18 protein-coding genes are annotated in these 15,312 nt (G+C 72.3%); 7 read left to right on the forward strand and 11 right to left on the reverse strand.

The window, feature by feature from the left end:
* Positions 1-23 precede the first annotated feature (23 nt).
* From OG978_RS10060 to OG978_RS10075, 4 genes are all read left to right on the forward strand, one after another.
* On the forward strand, positions 24-257 hold the full coding sequence (locus OG978_RS10060; protein WP_072482991.1) for a hypothetical protein: 234 nt from the start codon (positions 24-26) through the stop codon (positions 255-257).
* Positions 258-328: 71 nt separating this feature from the next.
* The gene (locus OG978_RS10065) at positions 329-1,144 is read left to right on the forward strand and encodes an SURF1 family cytochrome oxidase biogenesis protein (RefSeq protein ID WP_326764868.1); all 816 of its coding nucleotides are present in this window, start codon (positions 329-331) and stop codon (positions 1,142-1,144) included.
* Positions 1,145-1,242: 98 nt separating this feature from the next.
* On the forward strand, positions 1,243-3,042 hold the full coding sequence (locus OG978_RS10070; RefSeq protein WP_326764869.1) for a glycoside hydrolase family 15 protein: 1,800 nt from the start codon (positions 1,243-1,245) through the stop codon (positions 3,040-3,042).
* Between the two features lie 5 nt (positions 3,043-3,047).
* A complete protein-coding gene (locus tag OG978_RS10075; RefSeq protein WP_326764870.1) occupies positions 3,048-3,803 on the forward strand; it encodes an SDR family oxidoreductase in 756 nt (251 codons plus the stop codon).
* Between the two features lie 84 nt (positions 3,804-3,887).
* On the opposite strand, the gene amaP is transcribed toward OG978_RS10075, so the two are convergent.
* Genes amaP through OG978_RS10100 form a run of 5 tightly spaced genes read right to left on the reverse strand, consistent with a single transcriptional unit; the run spans position 3,888 to position 6,241 of the window.
* Positions 3,888-4,466, reverse strand: coding sequence for an alkaline shock response membrane anchor protein AmaP (gene amaP, locus OG978_RS10080; protein WP_442817827.1), 579 nt, complete (start codon positions 4,464-4,466; stop codon positions 3,888-3,890).
* A gap of 5 nt (positions 4,467-4,471) precedes the next feature.
* Positions 4,472-5,188 (reverse strand): DUF6286 domain-containing protein, encoded by a 717-nt coding sequence (locus OG978_RS10085; RefSeq protein WP_326764872.1) that lies wholly within the window; start codon positions 5,186-5,188, stop codon positions 4,472-4,474.
* A complete protein-coding gene (locus OG978_RS10090) occupies positions 5,185-5,538 on the reverse strand; it encodes a hypothetical protein (protein WP_326769985.1) in 354 nt (117 codons plus the stop codon). The genes OG978_RS10085 and OG978_RS10090 overlap by 4 nt, the downstream gene beginning before the upstream one ends.
* A 5-nt stretch (positions 5,539-5,543) precedes the next feature.
* Positions 5,544-5,735 carry a hypothetical protein gene (locus OG978_RS10095; RefSeq protein ID WP_326764873.1) on the reverse strand — a complete coding sequence of 64 codons (192 nt, stop codon included), beginning with the start codon at positions 5,733-5,735 and terminating at the stop codon, positions 5,544-5,546.
* Positions 5,736-5,767: 32 nt separating this feature from the next.
* Complete coding sequence (locus OG978_RS10100) at positions 5,768-6,241, reverse strand: Asp23/Gls24 family envelope stress response protein (RefSeq protein WP_326764874.1); 474 nt, start codon at positions 6,239-6,241, stop codon at positions 5,768-5,770.
* 92 nt (positions 6,242-6,333) lie between these two features.
* On the opposite strand from OG978_RS10100, the gene OG978_RS10105 reads away from it, so the two are divergent.
* A complete protein-coding gene (locus OG978_RS10105) occupies positions 6,334-7,035 on the forward strand; it encodes a hypothetical protein (RefSeq protein WP_326764875.1) in 702 nt (233 codons plus the stop codon).
* A 50-nt stretch (positions 7,036-7,085) separates the two neighbouring features.
* On the opposite strand, the gene OG978_RS10110 is transcribed toward OG978_RS10105, so the two are convergent.
* From OG978_RS10110 to OG978_RS10120, 3 genes are all read right to left on the reverse strand, one after another.
* On the reverse strand, positions 7,086-7,877 hold the full coding sequence (locus OG978_RS10110; protein ID WP_326764876.1) for an enoyl-CoA hydratase/isomerase family protein: 792 nt from the start codon (positions 7,875-7,877) through the stop codon (positions 7,086-7,088).
* 143 nt (positions 7,878-8,020) lie between these two features.
* Positions 8,021-8,242 (reverse strand): helix-turn-helix domain-containing protein, encoded by a 222-nt coding sequence (locus OG978_RS10115; protein ID WP_018518904.1) that lies wholly within the window; start codon positions 8,240-8,242, stop codon positions 8,021-8,023.
* A gap of 341 nt (positions 8,243-8,583) precedes the next feature.
* Positions 8,584-10,182, reverse strand: coding sequence for an ABC-F family ATP-binding cassette domain-containing protein (locus OG978_RS10120; protein WP_326764877.1), 1,599 nt, complete (start codon positions 10,180-10,182; stop codon positions 8,584-8,586).
* A 277-nt stretch (positions 10,183-10,459) separates the two neighbouring features.
* Here OG978_RS10120 and OG978_RS10125 point away from each other — a divergent pair, with 277 nt between their 5' ends.
* Together OG978_RS10125 and OG978_RS10130 are read left to right on the forward strand one after the other, a co-directional pair.
* Entirely contained in the window at positions 10,460-11,104 is a 645-nt protein-coding gene (locus tag OG978_RS10125) for a neutral zinc metallopeptidase (protein WP_326764878.1), read from the forward strand.
* A gap of 111 nt (positions 11,105-11,215) precedes the next feature.
* Positions 11,216-11,629 (forward strand): VOC family protein, encoded by a 414-nt coding sequence (locus tag OG978_RS10130; protein ID WP_326764879.1) that lies wholly within the window; start codon positions 11,216-11,218, stop codon positions 11,627-11,629.
* Positions 11,630-11,672: 43 nt separating this feature from the next.
* On the opposite strand, the gene OG978_RS10135 is transcribed toward OG978_RS10130, so the two are convergent.
* From OG978_RS10135 to OG978_RS10145, 3 genes are all read right to left on the reverse strand, one after another.
* Entirely contained in the window at positions 11,673-12,983 is a 1,311-nt protein-coding gene (locus tag OG978_RS10135) for a hypothetical protein (RefSeq protein WP_326769986.1), read from the reverse strand.
* A 185-nt stretch (positions 12,984-13,168) separates the two neighbouring features.
* Positions 13,169-14,296, reverse strand: coding sequence for an alpha/beta hydrolase (locus OG978_RS10140; protein ID WP_326764880.1), 1,128 nt, complete (start codon positions 14,294-14,296; stop codon positions 13,169-13,171).
* Positions 14,297-14,550: 254 nt separating this feature from the next.
* A complete protein-coding gene (locus OG978_RS10145; protein WP_326764881.1) occupies positions 14,551-15,210 on the reverse strand; it encodes a class II aldolase/adducin family protein in 660 nt (219 codons plus the stop codon).
* Between the last annotated feature and the right edge of the window lie 102 nt (positions 15,211-15,312).

Genomic DNA, 15,312 nt, shown 5'->3' on the forward strand with positions numbered 1-15,312 from the left:
CCTCGCGTCCCACCCTGTGGCGCATGGCACGTTGTGAGGTTTGCGGAAACGACTACGGCATGTCGTTCGAGGTGCACGCGCAGGGCGCGGTGCACGTCTTCGACTGCTTCTCCTGCGCCATCCACCGCATGGCGCCCATCTGTGAGCACTGCCGGGTCCAGATCATCGGCCAGGGCGTCGAGGTCGACGGGCACTGGTTCTGCGGCGGTCACTGCGCCCGCGCCGAGGGGAAGGTGGGCATCATCGACAAAGTCTGAGCAGCGGCCGCCGCACCCCCTTCCCCCACCCCTGCGCGATGCACCCCACGGCACAGTTGTACCGTCGTGGGGTGTACCGCTTCCTGTTGACCCGGCAGTGGCTGATCCTCGCCCTCCTCGCCCTCGTCCTGATTCCCACGATGGTCGAGCTGGGCTTCTGGCAGCTGCACCGGCATGAGCACAAGGTCGCGCAGAACTCTCTGATCTCCCGCAATCTCAAGGCGAAGCCGGTTCCGGTCGCTTCGCTCACCGCTCCGGGCCACACGGTCCCGCGCTCCGACTACTGGCGGACGGTGACGGCCACGGGAACGTACGACACCGCACACCAGGTCGTCGTACGCCGCAGGACCTCCACCGACGGCCGGATCGGCGTCCATGTGCTGATCCCGCTCGACCTCAAGGGCGGCGGCACGGTCCTGGTCAACCGCGGCTGGGTGCCCTCCGCGGCCAGCCAGCAGGCGTTCCCCGACGTACCGGCCGTGCCCGGGGGCGAGGTGACCGTCACCGGACGGCTCAAGGCCGACGAGACGACGAGCGCCAGCGGCATCAAGGACATCTCGGACCTGCCGGACCGCCAAGTGATGCTGATCAGCAGCGCCCAGGAGGCCAAGAGGCTCTCCCGGCCGGTGCTCGGCGGCTACATCGAGCAGACCGCGCCCGAGCCCGTCGGCGACTCCCCGGAACTGATCGAGGCCCCGGACGACGGCTCGATCGGCCCGCACATGGCGTACGCCGTGCAGTGGTGGCTCTTCGCCGCCGGTGTCCCGGTCGGGTACGTGGTCCTGGCCCGCAGGGAGAAACGCGACCGGGCGGAGGCTGCGGCCAAGGCCGCCGCCGGGGAGCAGCAGCCCGCCGAGCCGGAGAGGCCGGAACCCGCCACGGCCTGATGCCGTGTCCGCCGGATGCGGGCCGGGGCGTACCGGCCGGGTGACCCCCGCCGCCCGGGATTGCTTAACGAGGCCCAGGTTCGGGAACACGCCAGAACGTGACCCCACGCATCGAGGACTACGCCCTCATCGGCGATCTCCAGACAGCCGCCCTGGTCGGCAGAAACGGTTCTGTCGATTGGCTCTGTCTGCCGCGCTTCGACTCGGGTGCCTGCTTCGCCGCCCTGCTCGGCGACGAGGACAACGGCCACTGGCGGATCGCCCCGAAAGGCGCGGAGGCCTGTACCCGGCGCGGCTACGCGGGTGAGTCCCTCGTCCTGGAGACGTTCTGGGAGACCCGCACCGGCGCGGTCAAGGTCATCGACTTCATGCCGCAGCGCGACCGGGAACCCGATGTCATGCGGATCATCGAGGGCATCAGCGGCACCGTCGAGATGAGCTCCGTGATCCGGCTGCGCTTCGACTTCGGCTCGGTCGTGCCGTGGGTGCGCCGCTCGCAGGGGCACCGGGTGGCGGTCGCGGGGCCGGACTCGGCCTGGCTGCGCAGCGAACCGCCGGTCAAGACATGGGGCCAGCAGTTCTCCACCTGCTCGTCGTTCACCGTCTCCGCGGGCGAGAAGGTGGCGTTCGTACTGACCTGGCATCCCTCGCACTCGCCCCGTCCCGATCTGGTCGACCCGTACCAGGCGCTGGAGAGCACCCTGTCCGACTGGGCGGAGTGGTCCGCGCGGTGCAAGTACCGGGGCCCTTACCGGGAAGCGGTGATCCGCTCGCTGATCACGCTGAAGGCGCTCACCTTCGGCCCGACCGGCGGCATCGTGGCGGCGCCCACCACCTCGCTGCCGGAAGAGATCGGGGGCGTACGGAACTGGGACTACCGCTTCTGCTGGCTGCGGGACTCCACACTGACCCTCGGCGCCCTCATCTCGGCCGGCTACCTGGAGGAGGCCGCCGCCTGGCGGGACTGGCTGCTGCGGGCGGTCGCCGGGGACCCGGCCGACCTCCAGATCATGTACGGCCTCGCGGGCGAACGCAGACTGCCCGAGGCGGAGCTGTCGTGGCTGCGCGGATACGAGAGCTCGGCCCCGGTCCGGATCGGCAACGCCGCGGTCCGCCAGCGCCAGCTCGATGTGTACGGGGAGGTCATCGACTCATTGCGCCTCGCGCGTGAGGCGGGTCTGGACGACAAGCCGCACGCCTGGAGTCTCCAGCTCAGCCTGCTCGGCTTCCTGGAGTCCACCTGGCGCGAGCCGGACGAGGGGCTGTGGGAGATCCGCGGCCAGCGCCGTCACTTCGTGCACTCCAAGGTGATGGCCTGGGTCGCCGCCGACCGTGCCGTGCGCACCCTGGAGAAGGACCCCTCGCTGGCCGGCGACGCCGACCGGTGGCGGGCGATGCGGGACGCCGTGCACCGGGAGGTGTGCGAGAAGGGGTACGACCCGGAACGGAACACCTTCACGCAGTCCTACGGCTCACGGAACCTGGACGCCGCGACGCTGCTGATCCCCCGGACCGGTTTTCTGCCGCCGGACGATCCCCGGGTGATCGGAACGGTCGACGCGGTCCGGGCCGAGCTGGGCAGAGACTGCCTGGTCCGCCGCTACAGCACGGACGGCGCCTCGATCGACGGGCTGCCCGGCAGTGAGGGGGCCTTTCTGGCGTGCTCGTTCTGGCTGGCCGACGCCCTGCGCCTGACCGGGCGCGCCGAGGAGGCCAGAGATCTCTTCGAGCGGCTCCTGGCGCTCCGTAACGATGTGGGGCTGCTCGCCGAGGAGTACGACACCGTCGCGCACCGTCAGCTGGGCAACTTCCCGCAGGCGTTCAGCCACATCGGCCTCGTGGGCACCGCCATGGCACTGGCCGGGGAGGACACGTTGGAGCCCGACGCGGCAGGATAAGGGCCATGGATCTTGGACTGAAGGACCGTGTGTACATCGTCACCGGAGGGACCCGGGGGCTGGGCAACGCCACGGCGCGGGTGCTCGCCGACGACGGGGCGCGGGTGATCATCACCGGCCGGGACGAGAAGCGGGCCGAGGCGGCCGCCGCCGAACTGGGGCCGGACGCGGTCGGCCTCGCCGCCGACAACGCCGACCCCACGTCCGCGCGGCGTCTGGTGGACGCGGCGCACGAGCGGTTCGGGCGGCTCGACGGCATTCTCATCAGCGTCGGCGGGCCGGCGCCCGGTTTCCTCGCCGACAACACCGACGAGCAGTGGCAGTCGGCCTTCGAGTCGGTGTTCCTGGGCGCGGTACGTCTCGCCAGGGCGGCGGCGTCCGTGCTCGGCGAGGGCGGTGTCATCGGCTTCGTGCTCTCCGGCTCCGTGCACGAGCCGATCGCCGGGCTGACCATCTCCAACGGTCTGCGTCCCGGCCTGGCCGGTTTCGCCAAGTCCCTGGCCGACGAGCTCGGTCCCCGCGGCATCCGGGTGGTGGGCGTGCTGCCGGCCCGGATCGACACGGACCGGGTCCGTGAACTGGATGCCCTCTCGGGCGACGCGGAGGCCTCCCGGGCGGCCAACGAGGCACGGATTCCGCTGCGCCGCTACGGCACTCCGGAGGAGTTCGGCCGGACCGCGGCGTTCCTGCTCTCGCCCGCGGCGTCGTATCTGACGGGCATCATGGTGCCGGTCGACGGCGGCTCCCGGCACGGTTTCTGAACCGGAGCCCGTCCCCGGTCGCCGACCCGAACGGCCCCGGCGGCGGGAACGGTTCGGCGACCGGGAGAACCACGGCAGCGGCCGTCAGCTCACCCTCTCCGCACGATGCTTGACCGCCCTCAGCCGCACCTCGGCGGGCAGCTCGGCCAGCCCCGCCGAATCCCGCGCATGGGCCAGCGCCTCGTCGGTGAGGCGGCCGAGCGCCTCGTCCGGCGCCGCGTGCGGCTCCATCAGCAGGCGGATCCTGGCGTGCGGCGAGCTGCGCCGGCCGGTCAGCGCGACCTGGGCGCGGGCCACTCCGTCCAGCGTCCCCGCCTCGTCGGCGAGCACCCCCTCCAGGGCCCGGCCCCGCAGCAGCGCCCCCTCGCCGTCGCCGCTGTCCACCAGCACCTCGGCGAGGCGGGCGCGGCGCAGCTGGGCCAGCAGCCACCACAGGGCGAGGACGACCACGACGGCGAGGACGGCGATGACCGTCGGCCACCACCAGCCCTGGTCGCGCCAGCGGTCCCGGTCGGCCTCGCTGATGAGCACATCGCGCTTGCCGTACCAGGGCCACCAGGACGGCACGGCCAGGCCGAGACCGGCGGCGAGCACCGCGCCGCCGCCGCAGATCAGTACCAGCCCGGCGAGGCCGAGCAGTACCCGGTTGACGGTCCTGAGCAACGGGCTCACCCCTTCTTCGTCGGCCGGCGGACATGTACGGACAGGCTCGGCGGCCTGGCCAGCCCCAGTTCCCTGATGCCGGTCCCGAGCACGGTGTCCAGATCGGCCCGTACGTCGTCGAGTTCGCGGAAGTGCGACACGGCGCGCACCACCGCCCTGCCCCGGCCCATCCGGACCCGCACCGACTGCACTCCGGACACCTCGACGGCCCGGTCGCGCAGGACCAGGGCGGCCGCGGACCGGTCGAGGGCGGCCCGTACGCCGGGGCGGTCGCGGCGCATCGGCAGCAGGTCGCGGAGTCCGGGGGTGCCGGCGAGCGCGAGCAGCCACAGGCCGATCGCCACGGCTGCCGCGGCGGCGGCGAGCAGCCAGGCGCTCTCCAGCGGACGCGCGGCGAGCTCGTCGGCCAGCGACCGGCGCCAGTGCATCGCGGGGCGGTCGGCCCGCACCGCCGCCACGTCGTAGAGCAGCAGGCCACTGCCGCCGAGGACCACGAGGGCGAGGAGCGCCGCGGGGACGCGGCGCGCGGACCAGAAACGGCCCGCCCTGACCGCGCCGTCCTGCTGCGCGGGCACCGGGTCGTACGCGGCGGACGAGGCGGACTGGTCGAGTTCGGGCCCGTCCCCCTTTCCTTCGAGCACATCCCCCTTCGCGGCCTCTTCGACGGGACCGGTGGTGGGCGGTCGTCGCGTACGGTGCTCCGGTTCGTGGGGTTCGGTCATCGGATCCTCCCCTGTGCCGCGATGCCCACTCCCGTCGGATGCAGGCGCTCGACCTGTACGGCCACCTCGGGCACTTCCATCCCCGCCAACGCCTTTACCCGCTCGGCGACGTGCCGACGCACCCCGCCGCACTGGCGACCGATGTCCGAGGGGTATCCGAGCTCCAGGCTCACCCGCACCCGGGCGGTGTCACGGTGCACCGTGACCGTGGCGCGCGGTGCGTTGCCTCCCTCCGGAGGCTCGTCGATCGCCTCCTTCGCGGCCTGTGCGGCGATCTTCGCGACCACCCGGTCGGCGATCCGGGTCTCCCCGCGCTCGCCGGCCGCGATCCGTCCGCTCACCCCCGACAACGCCGTCACCGCCGTCGGTCGCCGCGCTCGCGACTCCGGAAGAAGTCGCCGAACTCCAGGTCGCCCTCCAGGAAGCGGCCGGCGACGAAGCCGACCGCTCCCAGGGCGGCCACCATCAGGAAGGCCCCGAATCCGCCGAAGAACCCGGCGAATGCGAGCGCCATGCCGGCCACCATGCCGACCACAGCCATGCTCATCGTGCGCTCCTCAACTGCCTCGCCCCGGCAACCTACTGGAGACGTGGCTCGGGCTGGTCCTCGTCGTCGGCCTCGTCGGGCAGTTTCACGTCGCTCACCGCGATATTGACCTCGACGACCTCCAACCCGGTCATCCGCTCGACCGCCGCGACCACGTTCTCCCGTACGTCACGGGCGACATCGGCGATCGAAACGCCGTAGTCGACCACGATCTCCAGGTCGAGCGCGGTCTGGGACTCACCGACCTCCGCCTTCACCCCGCGGGTGACGGACTTGCCGCCACCGGGTACCCGGTCGCGCACCGCTCCGAAGGTGCGCGAGAAACCGCTGCCCATCGCGTGGACGCCGACCACATCGCGTGCCGCCATTCCCGCGATCTTCTCGACCACGCCGTCGGCGATGGTCGTACGGCCACGAGTGGCGGGGGCTCCCCCGCCGCGCTTGGTGAGCGGACTCGATTCCTTGTCGGGGCTCTCGGGCCGGTTCCGCTGTGTGGTGTCGGTCATCGCCGTATTTCCCTTCGGGGCAGATTGGACCTCTTTGCACACATTAGGTGCGCTTGCCCCGTTCCGCGCCGTGGATGCGGCAGGCTGGGGAAATGACGACGGCTGACGGTCCGCGCAGGACCGACGGATGGACAGCGGCGGTCCGGCAACGGCTCGGCCTCGGCCGGCTGCTTCCGCTGGGCGGTCCGGCGGACGGGTCCTGGATCTCCGAGCGGGCCGCGGTCACGGTGCTGCGCGGCGCGGTGGCGGGACCGGGCCCCGGCCCCGTGCTCCGGGATCTCAGGATCTCGGTGGCCGATCCGGACGGGGCGCCGGACGCGGAGGTGGAGCCGCCGCCGAGCGCGCTGCCGCCGGGGCCGCTGCGGATCGAGGCGACCATGTCGGCCGTGTCCGGTCAGCCGCTGCCCGCCGCGGCCGAGGCGCTGCGCTCGGCGCTGCTGACGGCGGCCGGGCAGCGGCTGGGCCTGGTGGTCGCCGCGGTGGACGTCCGGGTGACGGAACTGCTGGACACGCCGCCCGAACGACCGGCTCCCACCCCGGCCGAGGTGCGCGGGACGCAGGCGGAGGGGGTGGCGGGGACCGCGGCGGCGGGTGTTCCGGGTGTGGTGACGCTGACCCGGGTGCTGGGTCATGCGGTGCACACGGGTCCGGGCCATGTGCGGGTCGAGCTGGCGACGGACCCGGGCCACCGGGCGCTGGACGTGGCCCGTGCGGTGCGGGGCGCCGTGGCCGCCGCGGTGGAGGGGAATCCCTCGGTCGCGGTGCTGGTCACCGCGGTGGTGGAGCAGAGCTGAGCGTGGGGCGGACCCGGGGGCCGGGCCCGCCCCCCAATTGCCGGTCGGTCTCAGTCGGTGATGCCTGCCAGATCGCGCAGCCGGCGGCCCTGCGCGGCGCGTTCGGCGACGCGCTGCTCCTCGTAACCACGGGAGACGGCACCGCTCAGCAGCGCTTTGGTCTCCACGACGGCGTCGCGCGGGGCGGCCAGCAGCGCGCCCGCCAGATCGCGGGCCGCGGCGTCCAGCTCACCGGCGGGGACGACGAGGTTGGCCAGGCCGGTGCGCTCGGCCTCCTCGGCGTGCAGAAAGCGGCCCGTGGCGCAGATTTCGAGCGCGCGGGCGTACCCCACCAGGTTCACCAGGGGGTGCGTGCCGGTGAGGTCGGGCACCAGGCCGAGGCTGGTCTCGCGCATGGCGAACTGCACGTCCTCGGCGACGATCCGCAGATCGCAGGCGAGGGCGAGCTGGAAGCCGGCACCGATCGCATGCCCCTGGACAGCCGCGATCGACACGATGTCGTTGCGGCGCCACCAGGTGAACGCCTCCTGGTACTCGGCGATGGTCGCGTCGAGCTCGGCCTCCGGGCCGCGCGCCATGTCGAGGAAGGACGGCTCACCGTCGAACCCCTCGGGGGTGAACGCCTGCCGGTCGAGGCCCGCGGAGAAGGACTTGCCCTCACCGCGGAGCACGACGACCCGCACACTTCCGGGCAGCGCCCGTCCGGCCTCCGTCAACGCCCGCCACAGAGCGGGGGACTGAGCGTTGCGCTTGGCCGGATTGGTGAGGGTCACCGTGGCGACCGCGTCGTCGACGGTGAGTCGTACGCCGTCCTTGTCGAGCACAGAGTCGAGCGAGGTCATGGGGCGCCTCCGGATCGGTTCAGTCAGCATGCAGAGCTAAGTGACTGAACAGTAACCACCCGGTCGGCATCACTGCCGACCGGGTGGCCACCGCCGAAACCGGTGAGCCCCGGGACGGGCCGGACGGCCTGCCCCCGGGGCCGTCAGGCCGTGGCGGCCTTCTTGCCCCGCGTCGCTCCGCCACGTCCCCGCAGCGTGACTCCGGACTCACTGAGCATCCGGTGGACGAATCCGTAGGAGCGGCCGGTCTCTTCGGCCAACGCCCGGATGCTCGCACCGGAGTCGTACTTCTTCTTCAGGTCTGCCGCGAGCTTGTCGCGCGCGGCGCCGGTAACCCGGCTGCCCTTCTTCAGAGTCTCGGCCACCCGTGCCTCCTCATGGGAAGTGCGCTCTGGACTCTCATGATCACCCCTCGAGAGCTTCCTGGCCACCCATTCGGCAAGGTCCGTGCAACCCGGTTCCCGGCCAGGGAACGGGCCGACACGACCGGAATCCCGCATTCCGCGGGGTTGTGGCGGCAGGCGGGGCAGAGTCCGGGACGAACCGGCAGGTCAGGGCCACACGGGGTGCGCGGCCCCCATATGGGTGCGCCCGGCAGGTATCTGCCGGGCGCACCCCGGGGGTACGAGACGTACTCACGCAGATGATGGATCACACGTAGGCCGAATGATCCAGACGGAGTGGATCAGACGGCGGCGGGGCGGGATCAGGCCAGTGCGACCAGGTCCTGGTAGTCCGCGCCCCAGAGGTCCTCGACACCGTCGGGCAGCAGGATGATGCGCTCCGGCTGGAGGGCCTCGACCGCCCCCTCGTCGTGCGTGACGAGGACGACGGCGCCCTTGTACGTGCGCAGCGCACCGAGGATCTCCTCGCGGCTGGCCGGGTCGAGGTTGTTCGTCGGCTCGTCCAGGAGCAGCACATTGGCGGAGGAGACCACCAGGGTCGCCAGCGCGAGACGGGTCTTCTCACCGCCGGAGAGGACGCCGGCGGGCTTGTCGACGTCGTCACCGGAGAAGAGGAAGGAGCCCAGCGTCTTGCGGACCTCGACGAGGTCGAGGTCGGGCGCCGCGGAGCGCATGTTCTCCAGGACGGAGCGGTCCGGGTCGAGCGTCTCGTGCTCCTGGGCGTAGTAGCCGAGCTTGAGGCCGTGGCCCTCGATCACGTCGCCCGTGTCGGGCTTCTCGGCACCGCCGAGGAGCCGCAGCAGTGTGGTCTTGCCCGCGCCGTTGAGGCCGAGGATGACGACCCGGGAGCCCTTGTCGATGGCGAGGTCCACATCGGTGAAGATCTCGAGAGAGCCGTACGACTTGGACAGGCCCTCCGCCATCAGGGGGGTCTTGCCGCAGGGGGCGGGCTCGGGGAAGCGGAGCTTGGCGACCTTGTCGGAGACCCGGACGGCCTCCAGACCGGAGAGCAGTCGCTCGGCGCGCTTGGCCATGTTCTGCGCGGCGACGGTCTTGGTGGCCTTGGCACGCATCTTGTCGGCCTGCGAGTTGAGGGCCGCGGCCTTCTTCTCGGCGTTCTGCCGCTCGCGCTTGCGGCGCTTCTCGTCGGCCTCGCGCTGCTGCTGGTAGAGCTTCCACCCCATGTTGTAGATGTCGATCTGCGAGCGGTTGGCGTCGAGATAGAAGACCTTGTTGACGACCGTCTCGACGAGCTCGGCATCGTGGGAGATCACGATGAAGCCGCCGCGGTAGGTCTTGAGGTAGTCGCGCAGCCAGACGATCGAGTCGGCGTCGAGGTGGTTGGTCGGCTCGTCGAGCAGCAGGATGTCGGCGTCCGAGAAGAGGATGCGGGCCAGCTCGACGCGGCGGCGCTGACCGCCGGAGAGCGTATGGAGCGGCTGTCCGAGCACCCGGTCGGGCAGGCTGAGCGCGGCGGCGATGGTGGCGGCCTCGGCCTCGGCGGCGTATCCGCCCTTGGTGAGGAACTCCGTCTCCAGGCGCTCGTACTTCTTCATCGCCTTCTCGCGGGTGGCGCCCTTGCCGGTCGCCATCCGCTCCTCGTTCTCCCGCATCTTGCGCAGGATCTCGTCGAGGCCGCGGGCGGAGAGGACGCGGTCGCGGGCCAGCACGTCGAGGTCGCCGGTGCGGGGGTCCTGCGGGAGGTAGCCCACCTCGCCGGAGCGGGTGATGGTGCCGCCGACGGGGTTGCCCTCGCCCGCGAGGCACTTGGTGAGCGTGGTCTTGCCCGCTCCGTTGCGGCCGACGAGGCCGATGCGGTCGCCCTTGGCGATGCGGAAGGAGGCGGACTCGATGAGGATGCGGGCGCCGGCACGCAGCTCGATGCCGGAAGCGGTGATCACGGTAAAACTCCAGGGCGGTTGGACGGCGGTTACGGGACGAGGGCGGAGGTGTCTCGACGCCGCTAATGCACAAGGAGAATTGCCATGCGGGCCATTCTACTGGCGGTGTGCAACTGCTTTTCCGCATGCATCCATGACACTTGCCGGGTGGTTGCCCGGCGTCGCCGCTCCACTCCACCGCGCGACGAAAAAGGGCATAGCGGTGTGAACTATCCAATACTCGGCGGAGGTGCGGAGGCGGTGGGATCACCGCGGCCGGAGCGGAGGGTGGTGCCCCATGCAGTTCGACGACGACGCCGACCTGGACACGCCCGAGGTCCAGGACGTGCGCGGCAGCCGGATCCCGGGCGGCAGGGCCACCGTGGGCGGCGGCATCGTCGGCATCATCGCGCTGATCCTGGGGCTGCTCTTCGGTGTCGGCCCCGATCAGCCCGGCCTCTCGTCCGGCGGCCCGGACACGACGCCGACCGCCTCGACGGCGGCACAGGTGGAACAGTCCTGCCGGACCGGGCAGGACGCGAACACCAGGGACGACTGCCGGACCGTGGCCGTGGTCAACGGACACCATGTGCAGGACCTGATGGGGACGCTGGAACGGTCCCAGGACGGCCGGACCGGCGAGAACAGCAACGCGGTCCGGGTGGAGCTGCAGGCGGACTGCTATGCCGGGGTCTGGGCGCATCACGCGACGACCACACCCGACGAATCGACCGGGCGGCCGCTGATCACCTCGCTGACGCAGGCGGACATCCGGGACGGGCTCGACGCGGCGGCCGCGGTCGGCGACGACCGGATCCAGGAGAAGTTCCAGGGCCGGGTCACGCCGGAGACCTGGACGCACGGCTCGGCCGCGCAGCGCCGGCAGTGGTTCACCACCGGCTTCCGCAGCGGCGACATGGCCGACTGCAACACCTTCCGCTGAGTCCCGGAGCCGTGCTGTGGAAGCCGCGCCAGGCCGTTGTCAGTGACGGATGGAAGACTGAGACGCAGATCACAGAAGCGGGTCACGGGAGTACGAAAAGGGGTGAGCGTCATGGAAGGCGCACCGGCCGGCGTTCCGACGATCTATCCGACGATTCTCTACGACGACGCGAAGGCCGCGATCAGGACACTGACGGAGGGCCTCGGCTTCACCGAGGAAGCGGTGTACGAGGGCGAGGGCGGCCAGGTGCTCCATGCCGAGCTGTCCTGCGGCAACGGCAGGGTGATGCTGGGCTCCAAGGGCCGCGAGGGCGTCTTCGCCAAGGCGATGCAGGGCGCGGGCCCCGCCGGTGTCTACGTCGTGGTGGACGAGGTGGACGCGCATCATGCCAGGGCCGTGGAGCACGGGGTGGAGATCCTGATGCCGCCCACCGATCAGGACTACGGCTCGCGCGACTACATGGCGCGGGACGCCGAGGGCAATGTGTGGAGCTTCGGTACGTACGCACCGGGGTCGGCGGACTGACGGCTGGACGGGCCCCGGGGCGGGGCCCGTCCGGCGCGGCGTGTCAGGCGCCGCCGGTGTGCACCTGGAACGCGGCCCGTCGCACCGCCTTGGCGAGCGCGGGGTCCGGGTGCGCGGCGGCCAGGGCCACCAGCACCTGCACGGTGCGCGGGTGGCCGACGGCCCGTACCTCGTCCAGCAGGGCCGGCACCGTGCCCTGGACGGCCGAGTCGAGATGGCGGACCAGCAGCCCGGTCTCGCCGTGGTCGGCGACGGCCGCCGCGGTGTCGACCCAGAGCCAGGTGGCCTCCTCCCGGCTGAGGACGTCCTGGGCGTCCTCGGGGTCGGTTCCGTCGTACTCGGCCAGCCAGAGCAGCGCGTAGGGGCGCAGCGAGGGGTCGGCGACGACGGAGCGGACCTCGGGCTCGGCCGGGGCGCCGACGACCCGGAGCGCCTCGAAGGCGAGCCCCCGCAGGAGCGCGTCCTCGCCGCGGGCGACGGCGAGGAGTTCGGCGACGGCGCTGCCGACGGGGCGGGCGGCCAGCCAGGCCCGGTATTCGTCGCGGGCCGGGCCGGGGGTGAGCCGGGCGCAGCCGAGCAGCATGTCGGCGGCGGACTGCTCGATGTTCCCGGCCGGGCTCTGGGCCGCGACGCAGATCTGTTCCAGCTTGACCCAGACCGCCCAGTTGCCGAGCGGGGTGAGGGTGGCGTGTCCGGTGCCGAGGGTGAGCGCGCCGACCGCGGCCAGCCCCTCCAGGGCCCAGTCCAGCAGCAGCGCCACCAGGGCGGCGGGGTGTGCGGCGGGTGCGGATTCGGCCGGTGCGGGCAGCGGCTGGGGTCCGTAGGGCACCTCGCAGCGCTCCTCGCGGAGTTCCGCGACGCGCTGGCCGAGCAGGTCCAGCAGGGCGGGCACGGTGACCGGGCCCGCCGATAGCTGGAGGAGGGAGAGGACCTGCGGCACTGCCTCGACGGCCTCGGCGACCGCGGTGGACTCGATGTCCGCGGGCGCCGGGTGGACGAGCGACCAGGCGTCGAAGAGCGCCACCCAGCCGCGGAGCACGGCGGAGTCGTCGCGGTCCCAGGCGCGCAGCCGCCAGCCGGGGCGTGCGGTGTCGCCGTGCAGTTCGACGAGGCCGGCGAGCCTGGCCCGGTCCCAGCCGGAGCGCACCTGGGCCGGGGACAATTCCAGAGCTGTCGCGGCCCGTTGGAGTGCCTGGGCGGCGAGCGGTGGTGCGCCGGGGATCGCGCCGTCGGCTGCCCAGCGGGCGATCCGTACGGCGTCGGCGAGGGCCGTCCTGGCCTGCCGGGCCAGTTCCGACCGGGGCGGAGTGCCCTCCGGTGGGCGGGGTGCCGGCCTGGTGCGCCGGGTGGTCACGGCCTTGCGAGCGGTGGCAAGGGGTCGCGGGCGGACAAGTCGCAGCCTGGAGTCGCGCGGGTTACGGGACGTCACGGGAGCAGTCTTGCCCCTGACGGCCCGAAAGCCCAAACGGAACCCGAATTCCCGGTGTAGGGGCCGGTGGGACGGGGCCCGGGACCAATCGGCCGATCCCTCGCATCGGCTCACATCAGGGGCGTCAGGAAGCGGCGCAGGGTCTCCTCGTAGTGGGCCGGATCGGCATTCCACATCGCCGCATGCGGAGCCTGCGGTACGGCGTGCAGGGCGATCAGGTCCGGGCGGCGGGCGGCGAGATCGCGGGACGGCTGCCAGGGGGCGAGTCTGTCGTCGGGCCCGTGGAAGATCAGGGTCGGGACGTGCAGCGCCGATGCGAGGGAGCCGTCCAGCAGCCGGGCTCCGTGCAGTCCGGTCTGCCCCTGGGCGGCCCGGAGGGCGAGCGGCAGCAGGGCGGCCGGGACGCCGCGGGCGACGGCCAGGGCGCGCAGCGTGGCGGCCCAGTCCAGCACCGGGGAGTCGAGGACAAGACCGCAGATCCGGTCGCGCAACGCGGAGTTGACGGCCGCGTGCAGCGCCATCGAGGCGCCGGTGGACCAGCCGTGCAGGACGACCTTCTCGGCCCCGTACCGCACGGCGAAGCGGATCGCGGCGTCCAGGTCGCGCCACTCGGATTCGCCGAGATGGGCGAGGCCGTCGGGGGAACGCGGGGCTCCGGCGTCGCCGCGGTAGGCCAGGTCGAGCACGGGCAGCCGCAGGTCGTGCAGGAACCTCATGACGTTCATGGGGTGTTCCCTGGTGGTGCCGAGGCCGTGCACGGTGATGACCCAGGTGTCGCGGGGGCCGGGCAGGAACCATGCGGGCAGGGCGCCGAGTTCGCCGGGGATCTCGACCTCCCGGTGGCCCAGGCCGAGGGCCGAGGACGGGTCGCCGCTGTACAGCTGCGGGGTGACGCGGACCTTGGCGCCGGTCTCCAGGCTGCCGCGGTCGACGCGTTCCAGTCTGCGGACGACGGTGTCGGGGGCGTGGTGGGCGTGCTCGATCACCGGGCCGACCACCGCGTGGACGCCCTTGCCCACCAGTCCGTACATACCGGGTCGCAGGGCGGCGAAGGAGCGGGTCAGGGTGACCTGCCCGGCCGCCGTGGCGTGCACGGTGAGTCTGCGGTCGGCGGGGAGCGGTCGTCCGGACGGCGCCCTGAGGGCGGCGTCGCTGGCGTACCGGCCGGCCGCGACCGCTGCCGCACCGACGCCGAGGATCGTGGTGACGGCTGCTGCCGTAACTGTTGCCGGGCGCACCGCTTCAGTGTCGCGGGGGGTGCGGGACCCTGCCAGTGGACGGGACAGGCCTGGGCCGTGTCCGTGAAGTCCCGTCGTACGCCTGGAGGGCGTGGCTCGCGGCGTCTGGTGCGTGCGATCGCAAGGCGGAGGATCGCCCTCGTACCGGGTGTACGAGGGCGATTCCGACAACGCCGCGAGCGTGCGTGCCAGACGCCGTAAGCCAGACGGGACTTTACGGGCACGGCCTGGGCCGTCCGGTGGACCGGGCCGGGTCAGCCAGGTTGTCCGTAGCCCTTGAGCGCCTCCTGCACATCGTGCAGCTGCTCCGGGGAGAGCAGGTTCGGGCTGCGTCCGGGGACGGAGCTCGCGGCGAGCCAGAGCCGGCAGAGCCATTCCAGCTGGGCGGTCCGGTCGTACGCCTGGTCCAGGGTGGCTCCGTAGGTGACGGTTCCGTGGTTCTGGAGCAGGCAGCCCGTGCGGCCCCGCAGGGCGGCGAGCATGTTCTCGGCCAGTTCCTCGGTGCCGTAGCGCGTGTAGGGGGCGACGCGGACGGGGCCGCCCAGCATGGCGGCGGCGTAGTGGACCGACGGGACCTCGGGCACCAGAGTGGAGACGGCCGTGGCGTGCACCGCGTGGGTGTGCACGACGGCGGCCGCGTCGGTGTTCCGGTAGACGGCGAGGTGGAGCGGAAGTTCACTGGTCGGGGCCAGTTCGCCGAGTACGCGGTTGCCCTCCGGATCGACGCCGACGGCGTCCTCGGGGCCCAGCCGGTCGTACGGCACTCCGCTCGGCGTGACCAGGATGGTGTCGCCGACCCGTGCCGACACGTTTCCCGAGGTCCCGACGACGAGGCCCTCGGCCGCCGTTCTCCGGGCGGTGGCGACGACACCGTCCCAGGCCCGTCCGATCGCGTCCCGCTGCTGATCGCTCATGCGCCGATCCTGTCAGCCCCGGAGGCGAACGGGTATGCGATCGGCCACAGTCGCACCTCGCCGGGAAGCCGGACCGCACCCGCCTGAGAGCCGGGCCGCGCC

The organism is Streptomyces sp. NBC_01591 (genome assembly GCF_035918155.1).
GTDB lineage: Bacteria > Actinomycetota > Actinomycetes > Streptomycetales > Streptomycetaceae > Streptomyces.